General features: G+C 71.2%; 10 protein-coding genes and 14 pseudogenes. All 24 read right to left on the bottom strand.

Annotated elements, in window-relative coordinates:
* A complete protein-coding gene (locus FF86_RS01895) occupies positions 1-456 on the bottom strand; it encodes an Rrf2 family transcriptional regulator (RefSeq protein WP_044883813.1) in 456 nt (151 codons plus the stop codon).
* Positions 457-587: 131 nt separating this feature from the next.
* On the bottom strand, positions 588-1,658 hold the full coding sequence (locus FF86_RS01890) for an ABC transporter permease (RefSeq protein WP_052680962.1): 1,071 nt from the start codon (positions 1,656-1,658) through the stop codon (positions 588-590).
* Positions 1,648-2,402 (bottom strand): annotated as a pseudogene (locus FF86_RS01885) (ABC transporter ATP-binding protein); the annotation flags it as partial. The pseudogene FF86_RS01885 and the gene FF86_RS01890, both read right to left, overlap by 11 nt.
* Before the next feature lie 64 nt (positions 2,403-2,466).
* Complete coding sequence (locus tag FF86_RS01880) at positions 2,467-3,546, bottom strand: ABC transporter substrate-binding protein (RefSeq protein WP_044883815.1); 1,080 nt, start codon at positions 3,544-3,546, stop codon at positions 2,467-2,469.
* 474 nt (positions 3,547-4,020) lie between these two features.
* On the bottom strand, positions 4,021-4,872 hold the full coding sequence (locus tag FF86_RS01875) for a DUF4081 domain-containing GNAT family N-acetyltransferase (protein WP_055409132.1): 852 nt from the start codon (positions 4,870-4,872) through the stop codon (positions 4,021-4,023).
* Positions 4,873-4,885: 13 nt separating this feature from the next.
* Positions 4,886-5,099: pseudogene (locus FF86_RS38240) on the bottom strand (flavodoxin-dependent (E)-4-hydroxy-3-methylbut-2-enyl-diphosphate synthase); the annotation flags it as partial.
* Position 5,100: 1 nt separating this feature from the next.
* Positions 5,101-5,878 (bottom strand): annotated as a pseudogene (ispG, locus tag FF86_RS01870) (flavodoxin-dependent (E)-4-hydroxy-3-methylbut-2-enyl-diphosphate synthase); the annotation flags it as partial.
* A gap of 1 nt (position 5,879) precedes the next feature.
* On the bottom strand, positions 5,880-6,040 hold a 161-nt coding region (locus FF86_RS38235), incomplete at its 3' end, for a flavodoxin-dependent (E)-4-hydroxy-3-methylbut-2-enyl-diphosphate synthase (RefSeq protein ID WP_396229738.1).
* Between the two features lie 109 nt (positions 6,041-6,149).
* A pseudogene (locus FF86_RS38230) lies at positions 6,150-6,288 on the bottom strand (peptidase M50); the annotation flags it as partial.
* 1 nt (position 6,289) lies between these two features.
* The coding region (locus tag FF86_RS01865) for an RIP metalloprotease (RefSeq protein WP_242418009.1) at positions 6,290-7,334 on the bottom strand (1,045 nt) is incomplete at its 3' end.
* A gap of 160 nt (positions 7,335-7,494) precedes the next feature.
* A pseudogene (locus tag FF86_RS38225) lies at positions 7,495-8,108 on the bottom strand (1-deoxy-D-xylulose-5-phosphate reductoisomerase); the annotation flags it as partial.
* A 1-nt stretch (position 8,109) separates the two neighbouring features.
* Positions 8,110-8,718, bottom strand: a pseudogene (locus FF86_RS38220) (1-deoxy-D-xylulose-5-phosphate reductoisomerase); the annotation flags it as partial.
* A 186-nt stretch (positions 8,719-8,904) separates the two neighbouring features.
* Entirely contained in the window at positions 8,905-9,951 is a 1,047-nt protein-coding gene (locus tag FF86_RS01855; RefSeq protein WP_242418008.1) for a PHB depolymerase family esterase, read from the bottom strand.
* A 277-nt stretch (positions 9,952-10,228) separates the two neighbouring features.
* A pseudogene (gene rlmN / locus FF86_RS01850) lies at positions 10,229-11,079 on the bottom strand (23S rRNA (adenine(2503)-C(2))-methyltransferase RlmN); the annotation flags it as partial.
* A 1-nt stretch (position 11,080) separates the two neighbouring features.
* Positions 11,081-11,533, bottom strand: a pseudogene (locus FF86_RS38215) (23S rRNA (adenine(2503)-C(2))-methyltransferase RlmN); the annotation flags it as partial.
* 185 nt (positions 11,534-11,718) lie between these two features.
* Complete coding sequence (locus FF86_RS01845) at positions 11,719-12,543, bottom strand: phosphatidate cytidylyltransferase (RefSeq protein WP_370657107.1); 825 nt, start codon at positions 12,541-12,543, stop codon at positions 11,719-11,721.
* Between the two features lie 254 nt (positions 12,544-12,797).
* A pseudogene (locus FF86_RS38210) lies at positions 12,798-12,913 on the bottom strand (ribosome recycling factor); the annotation flags it as partial.
* A gap of 1 nt (position 12,914) precedes the next feature.
* Positions 12,915-13,159: pseudogene (locus FF86_RS38205) on the bottom strand (ribosome-recycling factor); the annotation flags it as partial.
* 1 nt (position 13,160) lies between these two features.
* Positions 13,161-13,335 (bottom strand): ribosome recycling factor (locus tag FF86_RS38200; protein ID WP_242418047.1); only part of this gene is annotated, 175 nt, incomplete at its 3' end.
* A 343-nt stretch (positions 13,336-13,678) separates the two neighbouring features.
* Positions 13,679-13,842 (bottom strand): annotated as a pseudogene (locus FF86_RS38195) (elongation factor Ts); the annotation flags it as partial.
* 1 nt (position 13,843) lies between these two features.
* A pseudogene (locus tag FF86_RS38190) lies at positions 13,844-14,064 on the bottom strand (elongation factor Ts); the annotation flags it as partial.
* A 1-nt stretch (position 14,065) separates the two neighbouring features.
* Positions 14,066-14,293, bottom strand: a pseudogene (locus FF86_RS38185) (elongation factor Ts); the annotation flags it as partial.
* A 291-nt stretch (positions 14,294-14,584) separates the two neighbouring features.
* Positions 14,585-14,814, bottom strand: a pseudogene (locus tag FF86_RS38180) (30S ribosomal protein S2); the annotation flags it as partial.
* Between the two features lies 1 nt (position 14,815).
* The coding region (rpsB, locus tag FF86_RS01830; RefSeq protein WP_242418007.1) for a 30S ribosomal protein S2 at positions 14,816-15,472 on the bottom strand (657 nt) is incomplete at its 3' end.
* Between the last annotated feature and the right edge of the window lie 282 nt (positions 15,473-15,754).

Below are 15,754 nucleotides of genomic sequence, written 5' to 3'. Positions count from 1 at the left end.
CTAGCGAGTGGTCCAGGCGTCGGGATCATTGCCAAGAGTGGTGACGATCTCCGGAAGGCGGCCGCCGGCGACGTCGGCAAGGGTCACGTTCTCCAGGACACGGCGCAGGTTGACCCGCACGGCGATCCAGACGTCCTGCAGATTCTTGGCCGCACCCTCGTAGCAGGCGTCCTCGGGGCGGCGCCCGCGCACGCTCGCGAGCGGGCCGTCGGTCACCCGGATCACCGTGGCGACCGTGATCTGGTCGGCGGGGCGGCCCAACTGGTAACCCCCGTCGGCACCCCGGCGGCTCTGGACCAGTCCGGCCCGGCGCAGATCGGTCAGGATGTTCTCGAGGAAGCGCAGCGGCAGATCCTGCGCCAGAGCCAGCGACTCGCCCTTGACGAGCTGACCGTCACTCGCCGCCAACGTCAGGAGTGCGCGCAGCGCATAGTCGGCGCGAGCGGAGATCTGCATGCACCCATATTGCCGCCCGGCAGCGCCGAGCGCGCCCGACGGGTTGGCCTGGCGTGCCGCGGGTGCACGTGCCGGCACTCACCGTCCGCGCTGGCGCCCCGCCCACCCAAGGAAAACGGGCCGCCGCTCGCTCACCCCGCACCGCCGGAATGCCCACCGTCCCCGCCGCCGGCGCCCGGGTCCGCCGGCGGCGGCATCGTGCCGTCCCCGGAGCTTCCCACCGGGTCGACCGCGCCGCCGGCCACGCCGAGTCCCCGGCTACCGCGGGCCGCCCGCACCGCGGACGTCCCCTCGGCGACGAGACCGCGGCGGACGCGCATCCGCTGGTCGGCGGTGTTGAACGCAGCGTCGACAACGACTCCGACGACGAAGATTGTGATCATCGACGCCATCACCCCGACCGTGTCGAGCAGTTCCCGGGAGTTCTGTAGGTCGGCCCCGACCGAGGGATGGCCGGGAACGATGACCAGCAGCTCACCGGCCATCAGGCTGCGCCAGGCGAACGCCCAGCCCTGCTTGAGCCCAGCGAGTACCGAGGGCAGGGCCGCGGGCGCGACGACGTACCGGTACAGGGAGAAGCCGCTCGCACCCATACTGCGACCCACGCGCACGAGTAGCGGCGGCACGTAGTCGACGCCGTAGATCACCCCGTTGGCGACCGAGGGCGCGGCCCCGAGCACCACGACAAACATGATCGCCGACTCGCTGAGCTTGAACAGCAGGATCGCCAGGGGGAACCAGACGATGGACGGCATCGTCTGCAGCGCGGTGATGAAGGAGCCCACCGCGGTACGCAGGATCGTGGAGCGGGAGACCGCGACCCCCACCACGACCCCGATCACGACCGCGAGGGCGTAACCCTCCACCGCCCGGACCAGGGTGCGTGCCAAGGCGTCCCAGAAGTGACTGGTGCCGAGGCGGCTGCCGAACTCGGACAGGGCCTTACCCGGTCCGGGCAGCACATAGGAGGGCTTCCAGCCACTCCAGACGACGAGCTGCCACAGCAGCAGGAACAGGGCGAGAGCGCCGATCTTCGGCCAGGTAGCGGCCCACGCCCGGGATGCGAGCGGCCGCCGCTGCGTGGTCGGGATGTCGAGCGCATCCAGGCCGGCGAGCGCGGCGTCCACCGCGAGCCCGGTCTCGGCGTCGAAGTCCGCCGTCTGGCTACGGAACCGGGTCGAGGTGCCGCTTTCAGTGGCCATGCCGGCCGACCTCCTCGCGTAGTCGCGTGGTCACGACGGTGGCCAGTTCCGCGACCCGGGCGGAGTCGATCCGCCGCGGCCGCTCGATGTCGACGTCGAAGACCTCCGCGACCCGGCCGGGCCGCGAGGACAGCAGCACGATGCGGTCGCCGAGCCGCACGGCCTCGCGGACGTCATGCGTGACGAAGATGACCGTGACGCCGGTCTCCCGCCAGATCCGCTCCAGCTCGTCGTGGAGCAGGTCTCTGGTCATCGCGTCGAGGGCACCGAAGGGCTCGTCCATGCAGAGGATGTCGGCCTCCTGCGCGAACGCCCGGGCGAGACTCACCCGCTGGCGCATGCCTCCGGACAGCTCGTGGGGACGCTTGTCGGCCAGCCCGGCGAGGCGAACCATCGCGAGCAGGCGCTCCACCCGCTCCCGTCGCTCGCCGCGGCGGATACCCCGCAGCCGCAGCGGCACCTCGATGTTGCCGCCCGCGGTGAGCCACGGCAGCAACGCCGAGTCCTGGAACATCATCCCGGCGCGGCGATTGGTCGTGTCCACGGTGCCGGTGGTCGGCGCGTCGAGCCCGGTGATCAACCCGAGCAGGGTCGATTTACCGCAGCCCGACGCCCCGAGCAGACAGAGGAACTCGCCGGACCGGACGTCCAGGGAGACGTTGTCCAACGCCTGCACACGTGCGGCGCCGGAGCCGAAGAAGCGGCTGACGCCGTCGATGCGCACAGCGGTGTCGGAGCGGACAGNGGTCACGGATCATTCCCCCGTTGCGGTGGAGACGCACGCCCGGCCAGGCGACCTGCGGGTGGATCAGGAGTCGGAGACGGTCGGCTTACCCTGCTTCGCCAGGATGTCGTTGAGGATCGTCAGGTCGAAGATGCCGTCGAGCTTCGGATTCTTGATCAACCCGAGCTCCTCCTGATGCTTGGCCGAGGTGAGCAGGGAGGCGGCGATCGGGTCGGGCGTGAACGTCAGCGACTTCCACGCCGAGGTCAGGACCTTGTCCGACAGCGGCTTGCCGGCAAGCTTGCCCAGGGCCGTGTTGGTGACCGTCGCGCCGGCGTCCCGGTCGGCGTTGAGACCGTTGATCGACGCCACGTTGGCGCTGACGAGCCGGCGGACGATCTCCGGGTTCTTCTTCAGGTAGGCGGTACGCACCAGCAGCACCGTCGTGACGAACTGGCCCTTGGTCTCGGGCCACTCGTCGGCCTCGTTCACGAGCACCTTGCCGCCCGCGGCGACCAGCCGGGACGCCGTCGGCTCGGGCACCCACGCGCCGTCGATCGCCTTGTTGGTGAAGGCGTCGACCGTGACGGAGTTGTCCTGCGGCTTGATCGAGACGTCGCCGCCGCCCTGGGTGTCCGTCTTCAGGCCGTTCTTCTTCAGGTAGTAGCGCAGCGCCACGTCCTGGGTGTTGCCGAGGCTCGGCGTCGCGAGCGTGGTGCCCTTGAGCTGCGCCACCGAGGTGATGTCCGGCCGGACCACGAGCGCCGCGCCACCCGACGTCGCGCCGGAGACGATCCGTACCGCCTCGCCGTTCGACTTGATGAAGCTGTTCACCGCGGGGTTCGGCCCGATGTACCCGGCGTCGAGCGCCCCGGACAGCACGGCCTCGGCTTCCTGCACCCCGGAGTTGAACGTCGAGGTCTTCAGCGTGACGCCGGTGCCGAGCTCCTTGGCGAAGATCCCCTTCTCGACGCCGTAGAGCGCGGGCGCGTGGGTGAGGTTCGGGAAGTACCCGAGGCGGAGCGTCCCGCTCACCTGGCCGGGCGTCGCGCTCGCCGAGGCCTTGGCGTCATCGCCCGAGCTCGAGCAGCCCACCACCGCCAGCGCCAGCGCCCCAGCGGTGATCAGTGGCGTCATGGCCCGCCACAGTCTGCTCGGCCTCATGAAAACCCCCTTCGCGCAGGCTGACGCCCGCGCCATGCAAGTCAATCGACGTCATCGGGATGGTAAGCATGCCAGATGCCCCGCATCCTGGCCATGTGCCTTCATCGTCCGGACATCGTTCGGTAACAAATACGGTCGATTTGGGAGCAATTCGGCAAGACGGACAGGATCCGATCATGAAGGACTGATCCCCGCGGACCATCCAGGAACAGGCTGCGGACCAGGTCACAGGCCTGTTCGGCAGGCGCGGCGCGGACGGCGCGGCGCGGACGGCGCGGCGGCGCGGACGGCGCGGCGGGCTCAGCGTCCAAGCTCAGCGCGCGGCGGCGCGGCGCCCCCACGCGCCACCAAGGACGAACAAACGCCAACCGACCGGACCCCCGGCCAGCCCGGCCCTCCGCGCCGCGCCTGGCCCGAGGCGACCGCGCCTGGCCTGCGGCGACCACACCTGGCCTGCGGCGGAGAGGAAGCGAGCTAGAAGAGGATCGAAGCGAAGGTGTCCACGCGCTGGAATCCGACCCGCTCGTAGGCTCGGCGGGCGGCGTGGTTGAAGTCGTTGACGTACAGGCTCACCCGCGGGGCGAACGCCGCCCGCGCCAGCGCGACGACGCTGGCAGTGCCGGCCGCACCCAGCCCGCGCCCACGCAGCGCCGGGTCCACCCAGACGCCCTGGATCTGGCAGACGTCCCCGGCCACCGCGCCGATCTCGGCCTTGAACAGCACGCGGCCGTCGACGATGTGCGCGAACGAGCGCCGCTGCCCGATGAACTCCGCGACGCGGGCCCGGTAAAGGGCCCCGCCGTCAGCGAGGACCGGGGACACCCCGATCTCCTCGGTGAACATGGCGATGCAGGCCGGCAGCAGGACGTCGAGTTCATCGGGCCGGACGGGACGGACGGCCGGGTCGGGCGCGATGAGTGGCGGCCGGTCGATCACGAGCAACGGCTGGTCGGACCGGACCTCGCGGGCCCGTCCCCAGGTCGGCTCGAGGTGCCGCCACATCGCCATGACCGACGAGGAGACACCGACGACGGAGGAGCAGCGGCGGCCCTGCCGGCGGGCCCGCTCGGCGAACAGCTTCGCCGAGGCGGGACCCGCCGCCACGGGCCAGAGATTGGCGCCGGAGTAACACACCGCGGCCAGGCGGCCGTCGACCGTGTGACCCCACATCTCCGCGCCGAGCCGCCACGGATCAAGCCCGGCGGCCTCGACGCGGGACGCGACGAACACGTCGGCGACCGGATTACGGGCCAGCAGCTCGCGCACGGCGGGGAGATCCCGATCGTCGAGCAGTCGCGTCGGCGCGGAGCGCAGCGGCAGGCCCATCCGGTCGCGCCGCCTAGCTGACGGTGACCGAAGGCTCGCCGGACGGGGTACCGCCCGCCGTCATCTCCTCGGCCAGCCGCATGGCTTCCTCGATGAGGGTCTCCACGATCTGCGCCTCGGGCACGGTCTTCACGACCTCGCCCTTGACGAAGATCTGGCCCTTGCCGTTACCGGACGCGACGCCGAGGTCGGCCTCCCGCGCCTCACCCGGCCCGTTGACCACGCAGNCCATCACGGCGACGCGCAACGGGACCTCCATGCCTTCGAGACCGGCGCTGACCTGGTTGGCGAGGGTGTAGACATCGACCTGGGCCCGACCACAGGAAGGGCAGGACACGATCTCGAGCTTACGCTGCCGGAGTCCCAGGGACTCCAGGATCGCGGTGCCGACCTTGACCTCCTCGACCGGCGGCGCGGACAGCGAGACCCGGATGGTGTCGCCGATGCCCTCGGCGAGCAGCGCGCCGAAGGCGACCGAGGACTTCACGGTGCCCTGGAAGGCGGGGCCCGCCTCGGTCACGCCGAGGTGCAGGGGGTAGTCGCAGGACTGGGCGAGCAATCGGTAGGCCTGGATCATGACGACCGGGTCGTGGTGCTTGACCGAGATCTTGATGTCGCGGAAGTCGTGCTCCTCGAACAGCGAGCACTCCCACAGCGCCGACTCGGTGAGCGCCTCCGGCGTGGCCTTGCCGTACTTGGCGAGCAGCCGCTTGTCGAGGGAGCCGGCGTTCACCCCGATCCGGATCGGGATACCGGCGCCCTTCGCCGCGCGGGCGATCTCGCCGACCTTGTCGTCGAACGCCTTGATGTTGCCGGGGTTGACGCGGACCGCCGCGCAGCCGGCGTCGATCGCGGCGAAGACGTACTTGGGCTGGAAGTGGATGTCCGCGATCACCGGAATCGGCGACTTGCGGGCGATGGCCGCAAGCGCGTCGGCGTCGTCCTGGCTGGGGACGGCCACCCGGACGATCTGGCATCCAGACGCGGTGAGCTGGGCGATCTGCTGNAGTGTCGCGTTGACGTCCGAGGTCAACGTGGTGCACATCGACTGCACGGAGACCGGAGCGTCACCCCCGACCGGGACGTTGCCCACGTTGATCTGCCGGCTGTGCCGCCGAGTGCCGAGCGGTCGGGCCGGAGCGGCTGGCATGCCCAGAGTAACGGTCACGTTGTCCTCACTGGCGAATCGGAAAAATTGATCGATGTGCGACTGATTCGGCCTGTCGGCTGCGGGACGCAGGGCAGTAGGGCGCACGGTCTCGCGCAACCGTGCGGAATCACTGGTTCAGGCGGATCGGATTGAAGATGTCGGCGGACAGGAGGAGCAGGCTGAACCCGAGCAGGACGACAACCGTGGCGTACGTGGCCGGTAAGAGCTTGGCGAAATCCACCTTCTGTACCGGACCACGGTAGCCCNGAAGCCTGCGCAGACCGTGTCTGGCCTGTTCAAAGCCCAGCACGGCGATGTGGCCGCCATCCAACGGGAGCAGGGGCAACAGGTTGAAGATGCCGACCGCGAGATTGATCGCGGCCACCAGGATGAGGAACTGGCCGACCCGGTCGAGCACCGAGCTGTCCGGGGCCGAGACGACGTCACCACCGATGCGCGCCGCACCCACGACGCTGATGAAGCCCTCGGGATCGCGATCGTTACTGAAGATCTTACCGACGTCGCCGATCCGATGGGTCAACGTGTCGTACATGCCGGTGAAGCCGGAGCCGATCACCACGAAGGTGTGCGGAACGGCCTCGATCGGGTTGTAGTGCACCGTCTCGAGCCCCGGCCGGACGCCCAGCGCGCCGACCCGGTCGTTGCCCGCCTCGCCGGTGGAGCGGTTGCGGCGGACCTCGACGAGGTCCGGGCTGAGGGTCAGCGAGCGTCCGTCCCGCTCCACCACGAGCGAGGCGGGGCCGGCGCCGTGCTCGCGCACCCGGCGGGTGAAGTCCTTCCAGGTGTGCACCGCGACCCCGTCGAAGCTGACGACCCGGTCGCCGGGTCGCAGCCCCGCCGCGGCGGCGGGGCCGGGCCCAGAGCAGCTCGCGGTTGTCGCCACGCAGCTCGTCGAACCGATCTTCGACTCGCTGACCTGCGTGGTGCCGAGCGCGACCAGCACCCCATAGATCAACACAATGGCGATGACGAAATGCACGAAGGAACCGGCGGACATGACCACCAGCCGGGCCCGGGCCCGGGCGTTGTAGAACGCCCGAGGCTCGTCGGCCGGATCGATCTCCTCCAGCGGCGTCATCCCCTCGATCTTGACGAAGCCGCCGGCGGGGATGGCCTTGATGCCGTACTCGGTCTCGCCGCGTTGGCGGGACCAGATCGTCGGGCCGAAGCCCACGAAGAACTTCGAGGCCTTCATGCCGTAGTGCCGGGCGGTCACGAAGTGACCGCCCTCGTGCAGCACCACGGACACGAGCAGCGCCGCGGCGAACGCCACGATGCCGAGAATCGCCATCAGGCCGGCCTCCGCCCGACGGGACACCGGCCGGGGGCGCCCGGATGGACCCAGGCACCCCACGAACCGCCGCGCCCGGCCCGGCCCAGGCGGATCACACCGACCCCGGAACGGAAGCCGGCCGGGTGGGATCCACCGCCCACCCCGGGCAGCGCGTGGTTCACACCGATTCCCGTTCGCTCTCGCGCCGGATCAACCGCTGCGCCGCGTCGCGCGCGGCCCGCTCGGTGGCGAACACCTCGTCGAGCGAAGGGTGATCGACGACCTCGTGTTCGGCGATGACCTCGGCCACCAGATCGACGATACGGACGAAGGGCAGGCGTCCGGCCAGGAAGGCGGCCACCGCCTCCTCGTTGGCCGCATTGAACACCGCCGGAGCGGTGCCACCCCGGCGACCGGCCGTGCGCGCGAGCTCCACGGCCGGGAAGGCCACCTCGTCGAGCGGCTCGAAGGTGAGCGCCTGGGCGCGGGTCCAGTCCATCGGCGGCTGCGCCTCGGCCACCCGCTCCGGCCAGCCCAGGGCCAGCGCGATGGGCAGGCGCATGTCGGGCGGCGAGACCTGGGCCAGGGTGGACCCGTCGGTGAACTCGACCATCGAGTGCACCAGCGACTGGGGGTGCACGACGACGTCGATGTCGTCGTAGGGCACCCCGAAGAACAGGTGCGCCTCGATCAGCTCCAGACCCTTGTTCATCAGGGTGGCGGAGTTGATCGTGACAAACGGGCCCATGTCCCAGGTGGGATGAGCCAGCGCCTGCTGCGGGGTGACGGCGGNGAGTTCGTCGCGGCGACGCCCACGGAACGGGCCGCCGCTGGCCGTGAGGACCAGTTTGCGTACCTCGTCCCGGCGGCCGCCGCGCAGGCACTGCGCCAACGCGGAGTGTTCGGAGTCCACCGGGACGAGCCGGTCCGGGTCGCCGCCGAGCGCGTCCAGGACCAGGGGTCCCCCGGCGACCAGCGACTCCTTGTTCGCCAGCGCCACCGTCCGGCCGGCGGCCAGCGCGGCGAGCGTCGGCGCGAGACCGACCGATCCGGTGATGCCGTTGAGAACAATGTCACAGGGCCACTCAGCGATCTCGCTCGCCGCATCGGGCCCGGCCAGGATCTTCGGCACGGCGAACTCGCCCCGGCGGTAGCCCCGCCGCGTCGCCTCCGCAAAGAAGGCGAGCTGCAGGTCCTGGGCCGCCGATGCCGCCGCCACGCCGACCGCCTGGACACCGAGATCGAGTGCCTGGGCTGCGAGCAGGTCCACCCGGGACCCGCCGCCCATCAGCGCAACCACCCGGAAGCGCTGCGGATTGCGGCGTACGACGTCTATGGCCTGGGTTCCGATCGAGCCCGTGGACCCGAGCAGAACAACTTCACGCAGGTTCGAAGCCTCCACCACACCTCCATTCTCTCAGGCCCGTCGACGCCTCGGCGCCGCCCTGTTCGGTTCATGACAGGTGCCACCCGTAGATGTGCAATGGGTCTGACGGCCACTACCTTTTGTGACCTCATCCTCTCCCCGTCGAAGCGACGTCGACCCCAACCCGGCGGGGTCGCCGGTCTCGCACCCAACCGGGGGAGCTCATCCGTCCGCAGCCGCCGACGAGGGGGTCCCGGTCGCCGAGGGTGATGTCGACGGCACGGGAGTCCCCGACCCGCCCGTGCCGGCGCCCGGGCTTGCACCCGCCGAAGGCGATGCGTTCGCCGCCGACGACGGTGCGGCCGGCGTGGCCGAGGCGGCGGGCGATCCGCTCGGAGCGAGCGGGCCCGGCAGCGGGAGCGCCCCGCCCGAACCCGGCGTCCCCGCGCCGCCGCCGGCGACGTCCCCGGAGGTGGGGGTGTAACCAAAATAGGTCAGCGCCACGACGGTGGCGCTGAAGGCGTCCGAGGTCGGCCCGAGCGCCGGACGGGCCTGCGCGCCGGGCCAGGTGTGTCCGGCGCCCTGCATGGCCAGCAACCCGACGTCGCGCCCGTTCGGGCAGCCCGTCCACACGGTGCGCTGCCAGGCCGCGGTGTCCCGGGAGGCCTGGCTGGCGCCGCTGCACCGGAGTGCGGAGGCATAGCGGGCGAGCCGGTCGGGCGTCGACTGCGCGACCACGCCGGCGAACGGCGCCGGACGGGGAGCGCCCCCGCCGTCGAGCGGCGCGATCTGGTCGGCCGTCCCGTGGATCTCGAGCACGTTCGTGGTAGGCGCCGCGCAGGAGGTGGGCAGCACGCTCGAGCCGACCGTGACCGCCGCCGCGATCCTGCCCGGCAACGCGCAGGCCACGGTGAACACCATGTTCGCGCCGTCCGCGTAACCTACGGCGAAGATGCGCTTCGCGTCGAGGCACATCCGGCCCGTGAGCTCGTTGAGCAGCGTTCCCGCGAACAGCACGTCGTCGGGGCCGATGGCGGCGGAACGCGGAAAGTTCCACCGATCCTGTGCCCCGATCGGCGCCGCGACCGCGAAACCGGCCTTGGTGCCCTGGTCGGCGAGCCGGGTGTAGGCCTCCAGATCGTCGGTGCTCTGCCCGAGATCGTGGAAGTTGAGGATCAGCGGGAGCGCCCGGGCCTGCGATCCCGCGGTGGGAACGGCCAGGACGTACGTGCGGTCGATGCCGCCGACCCGCAAGGTGCGGGTACTCACCCCGGACGGCAGGGTCTTCCCGGTGACGCACCCGCTGGGTGGCGGGGCGGGGACGGTGGGCGTCGGCGACGCCGACACGGCCGCCGCGCGCGGCTCGCGCCCGCCGGCGGGACCTATCGCAGAGGATGGCCCCGAGGCGTGCTCCGAGCCGGGATCCCGCGAGATGGCGTACCACAACAGAAGCAGAAGCACGCCGACTGCGGCCGTGATCGGCAACCAGACCGTGTTCGTCGTCCGCGCGCGATGCCGAAGAGAACCGCGCCGTCGGCTCGCCGGACTACCGAAGGACACGGCTGCCGTGCGCAGACGAGCCGCTCGCCGCGCCGGCGGCCTCGACGGGCTTCGCAGACTCGACAGGCTTCGCGGCCTCGACAGGCTTCGCGGCCTCGACAGGCTTCGCGGCCTCGAGGCGCCTGGCACGTCCGGCGGGCTCGGCGGCGAGCTGACCGCAGGCCGCCGCTATCTCCCGACCGCGGGTGTCGCGCACGGTGGTGGCGATCCCCCGCTCCCGCAGCCGGCGGACGAACGCGCGCTGGCCGGCGGGTGCACTGGCCTGCCAGGACGAGCCCTCCGTCGGGTTCAACGGAATGAGATTGACATGCGCCAGGCGACCGGAGAGCAGGGTCGCGAGCGCGTCGGCGCGGGCCACGTCGTCGTTGACCCCGTCGATCAGCGCGTACTCGATGCTCACCCGCCGGCCGGTGACCTCGGCATATTCCCAGGCGGCGGCGAGCACCTCGGCCACCGGCCACCGCGTGTTGATCGGCACCAGCTCGTCGCGCAGCTCGTCGTCCGGGGCATGCAGCGACACCGCCAGGGTCACCGGCAGGCCCTCGCCGGCCAGCCGACGCATCGCCGGCACGAGTCCGACGGTGCTGACCGTCAGCCCACGCGCGGACAGCCCCAGCCCCTCCGGCGGCGGCGCGATCAGGCGGCGCAGCGCAGCGGTCACCGCGGTGTAGTTGGCCAGCGGCTCGCCCATGCCCATGAAGACCACATTGGACAGGCGGCCCTCGCCGCCGGCCAACTCCCGGCGGCGCAGCACGCGAGCGGCGTGCACGACCTGTTCGACGATCTCCGCCGTCGACAGATTACGGGTCAGGCCCCCCTGACCGGTAGCACAGAACGNGCAGCCCATGCCGCAGCCCGCCTGGCTGGACACGCAGACCGTCGCCCGATCCGGATACCTCATGATCACAGATTCGAGCAGCGCGCCGTCCGCGGTCCGCCATGCCGTCTTGCGGGTCAGGCCGTCGTCGCAGCTCAGCGTTCGGGCAGGCACGAGCAACCGCGGGAGCAGCGCCTCGAGGAGCGGTCCGCGGGCGTCCTCGGGCAGGTCGGTCATCGCGTCGGTCTCGTCGGCATCGACCAGCCGGGCGAAGTAGTGGCGCGACACCTGATCGGCGCGGAAGGCGGGCTGGCCCAACGAGACCGCGACCTGGCGGCGTTCGTCCCGGGAAAGATCTGCCAGGTGCCGCGCAGGCCGCGCGGCACGCCGGGTCAGGGACAGGCGGACCGGCCGGCCGGTCCCGGCGGACACCGGGCCGTCCGGGGATTCGGATTCGGCGGTCATGGGAGTCATCGCGGCTCCAGTGTGCCAGGAGGCCGCCGCCTAGACGAATGCGGCGATCGCCCGCGCGGGCGGCGCGCACCGCCCGGCGCCCCCGACCGGGCCGGTACCACCGCCGGTACGGGCCGGTGCCACCGGCCCGGTCGAGAAAGGGGGCTCAGGTCTCGCGGCAGCGGCTCACTCGTGCCGGCGGCCGCTCAGTCGAGGAAGGCGGTGAGCAGCAGCCAGGCGACGGGGGCGGTGCACAGCAACGAGTCCAGGCGGTCCATCACGCCGCCGTGACCAGGCAGCAGATTACTCATGTCCTTGATGCCGATGTCCCGCTTGAGCAGCGACTCGCCCAGGTCTCCGATCGTCGCCGTGCAGGCGGTCGCGAGGCCGATCAGGATCCCCTGCCACGCATGTGCTCCCAGCGGCCAGGCCAGCAGGATCCCCGCCACCAGCACGCAGCCCACCGCGGAGCCCGCGAACCCCTCCCACGACTTACCAGGGGACACGCTCGGGGCCATCTTGTGGCGCCCCCCGGAGAGGACCCCCGCGGTGTAGCCGCCGACGTCGCTGGCCACGACTGTGGCCAGGAAGGCGAGGACCCGCCAGCTACCGTCGGATGGTTCGGTCAGCAACGCCGCGAACCCCGCCGGGAAACCGACGTATCCGGCGACGAAGGCGATGCCGCCCACATCCCGGACCAGCCCCTCGGCTGGCCCGGCGGCTCGCACCGCAACGCCGGCGCCGACGGTGGCGGCGAGCGTCAACAGCAGGCCGGTCGTCCCCTCGACATAGGCCACCGCCGGCATCGCGAGCGCCCCGGCGACCAGCGGCACGGGTGGCACCCGCACTCCGGTGAGCCAGACCGCTCGGATCACCTCCCAGGTGCCCAGGGCGACGGCAACGCTGATGACGCCGACGAACGCCGCCCGCACGGTGAACAGCGGGATGAGAATGATCGCGCCGAGCAGGACGCCGACCGCGATCGCGGCCGGCAGGTTGCGGCCGGCGCGGGAACGGCGCGGTGGGGCCACAGCGGGCCCGGGACCGCCGGCAGCGGCCCCGGTCGCTTCGGCGCTTCCGGATGGCCCGCCGTCAACCACGGCGCGGCCGTCGACTGCCGTCATGGATGCCTGTATCTCGACTATCTCGACAGAGGCGGACAGGAGCGGCACGCATGCCCCGCCGTCGCCCTTCCCACGCCACCGCGATCATCTGGCTCGCATTGCAGGGTGGGCGGGCCGCATCGGCTCCGGGGGCGACGATGATCAGACCGACAGCAGGTCCNCTTCTTTGAGGCGGAGGAGCTCGTCCACCTGCCCGACGTAACGGTGGGTCGCCTCGTCGAGGTCCTTTTCGGCGCGCCGGCCCTCGTCCTCGCCGGCGTCTCCGTCCCGGACGATGNGGTCGATCCCGTCCTTGGCGTGACGCCGGACGTTGCGGATGCTGACCCGGGCCTCCTCCGCCTTGGAGCGGGCGACCTTGACCAAGTCACGCCGCCGCTGCTCGGACAGCTCCGGGAAGACGATGCGGATGATCGTGCCGTCGTTGCTCGGGTTGACCCCGAGGTCGGAGTCGCGCACCGCCTTCTCGATCGAGGGCAGCGACGACTTGTCGTACGGGGTGATGATCACCATGCGCGGCTCGGGGNTGTGAAAGGACGCGAGCTGCTGCACCGGCGTCGGCGCGCCGTAGTAGTCCACGAGGATCTTGGAGAAGACCGCGGGCGTGATGCGGCCGGTGCGGATGTTCGCGAAGTCCTCCTTGGCGACCGAGACGGCCTTCTCCATCTTCTCCTCGGCATCGAGAAGTGTGTCGTCGATCACCGCGTTTCCTTCCGTCCACTCTGACTCGCCGNCATCCGTCCGGCTCCAACAGNAGCCTCCCTGCCGGCCGCTCTCCGGACACGGCCGCCTTCCGACCCGCGGAATGACACGTGCTGCCCGTGGGCGCCAGGGCCCCGGCCCCGTCGATGATCGCACAGCCGTGGCAAGCAGTGTCCCGCACGAAGTCGCCCCCACGGAGCCCGGGGGGACGCGCCACGCCGAACATGTCGAACCGTCGTGGTGCCGCCCCGATACGTGACACCGGGGCATCGTCGCGGCGACCCCCGGCGAACACGAAACAGGCGGGCGGCCACTGTCCGCCCGCCGTCCCGTGAACCTGCGCTCAGGCCTGCCGGATGTTGAACCGGGAGAACCGGCCGACCTCGATCTTCTCGCCAAGCGAGGCGCCCGCCTGGTCGAGCAGGGCTCGAATGGTCACCTTGCCATCCTTCACCCACGGCTGGTCCAGCAGCACGCTGCTCTTGACGTAGCCGTTGACCCGACCGTNGACGATCTTCGCAATCGCCTGCTCGGGCTTGCCCTCCTCGCGGGCGGCAGCCTCGTAGATCTTGCGCTCGGCCTCGAGCACCTCGTTGGGGATCTGGTCCGCGGTGACGTACAGCGGGTCCGCGGCCGCGATGTGCTGGGCGAGGTCACGGGCGAGCTGCTTGAAATCGTCGGTCTTCGCCACGAAGTCCGTCTCGCAGCGCAGCTCGACGAGCACCCCGANGGTCGGGGGCAACTGCGGGTCCGTCCGGTGCAGGTAGGACTCGACCAGGCCGTTGGCGGCGCTGCGCGTCGCGCGCTTGGCGACCTGTGCCTTGCCCTTCTCCCGCAGCCAGGACTTCGCCTTCTCGACGTCGCCGTCGTTGTCGACCAGCGCCTTCTTGACGTCGCTCATCCCAGCTCCGGTGAGCTCCCGAAGCTTGCGAATGTCGGCGGCTGTGATGTCTGCCATGGTGCTCTTCTCGTCGGTGTCCGTCGGAATGCTGTCGTTGTCCTAGAGGCGTGGCGCGGCACGAGGGCTACCGGCGAGCCGGGCGTCGCCGTCGGTACCCCGCCGCCCTCGGACCCGCCGACCGGGGCACCACGGGCCCTCAGGTCGGCAGGCTCCCCGCGTCAGCGGTCCTGCGCCGCCTGCCCTGACCGCCACGAGCGCCCGCTGCGGGGTGGCCGCAACCGATGCCGGCCGCCGGGCGGCGCGCACCGGGCGCCACGGAGGCCCGGTGCGCGGGGCGACGCGAGGTCGTCAGACCGCCGTGCCGACCGCTGCGTCGGGCTGGGTCTCGGCGGCGGCGGCGGCCGGTGCCGGCTCCTCGGCGGGCTGCTCCTCGCTCGCCGCGGGCGCGGGCGCGGTGCCCTCGCCGCGCAGCAGCGCCTGCTCCCACTCGGCCAGCGGCTCTTCACCGGCGGACTGCTCGGGCTTGGCGTCGGCGGCCTTCGAGGCACCGGCCCGGGCCATGAGGCCATCCGCGACGGNGTCGGCGACCACGCGGGTCAGCAGCGCCGCGCTGCGGATCGCATCGTCGTTGCCGGGAATCGGGTAGTCGACCTCGTCGGGGTCGCAGTTCGTGTCGAGGATCGCCACGACCGGGATGCCCAGCTTGCGCGCCTCGCCGACCGCGATGTGCTCCTTCTTCGTATCCACCACCCACACCGCGCTCGGCACCCGGCTCATGTCCCGGATGCCGCCGAGGGTGCGCTCCAGCTTCGCCTTCTCCCGGGTCAGCACGAGCTGCTCCTTCTTCGTGCGGACCTCGGTACCGCCGGTCACCTCGATCTCCTCGAGCTCCTTGAGCCGCTGGAGACGCTTGTAGACGGTCGAGAAGTTGGTCAGCATGCCGCCGAGCCAGCGCTCCTTGACGTAGGGCATGCCCACCCGGGCGGCCTGCTCTTCGATGGCCTCCTGGGCCTGCTTCTTCGTCCCGATGAACAGCACCGTGCCACCGTGCGCCACCGTCTCCTTGACGAAGTCGTAGGCGCGGTCGATGTACGAAAGAGTCTGCTGCAGGTCGATGATGTAGATGCCGTTACGCTCAGTGAAGATGTACCGCTTCATCTTCGGGTTCCAGCGCTTGGTCTGGTGCCCGAAATGCACGCCGCTCTCGAGCAGCTGCTTCATGGTGACGACGGCCATGGCGCGTCGCTCCTCTCCGTCCGGCCGCGGCCGGACGCCTCGGTTGTGACGGCGCCGTCTGACGACGGCTGCCCCTGACGCCCGGAGTGGTCGTGGCCGTCGCGATGCGGCGGACCGAGGAGACCCTTCCGACGGCCTCGTGGAGACCCTCGGAAGCGGGCGTGCGAACTGAGCCCGCGATGCGGGCCCTGCGGACGATGATACCCGGACCCACGCTGCGGCCCAGCGGAAANCCCGCCCACCCCGCCCCATCAAGATCGTGTGCTACTGCAGCATGCCCGC

This window comes from Frankia sp. CpI1-P (assembly GCF_001421075.1).
Classification (GTDB): domain Bacteria; phylum Actinomycetota; class Actinomycetes; order Frankiales; family Frankiaceae; genus Frankia; species Frankia torreyi.
The sequence above is the reverse complement of the archived record's forward strand: the minus strand, read 5'-3'. Positions and strand labels throughout refer to the sequence as shown.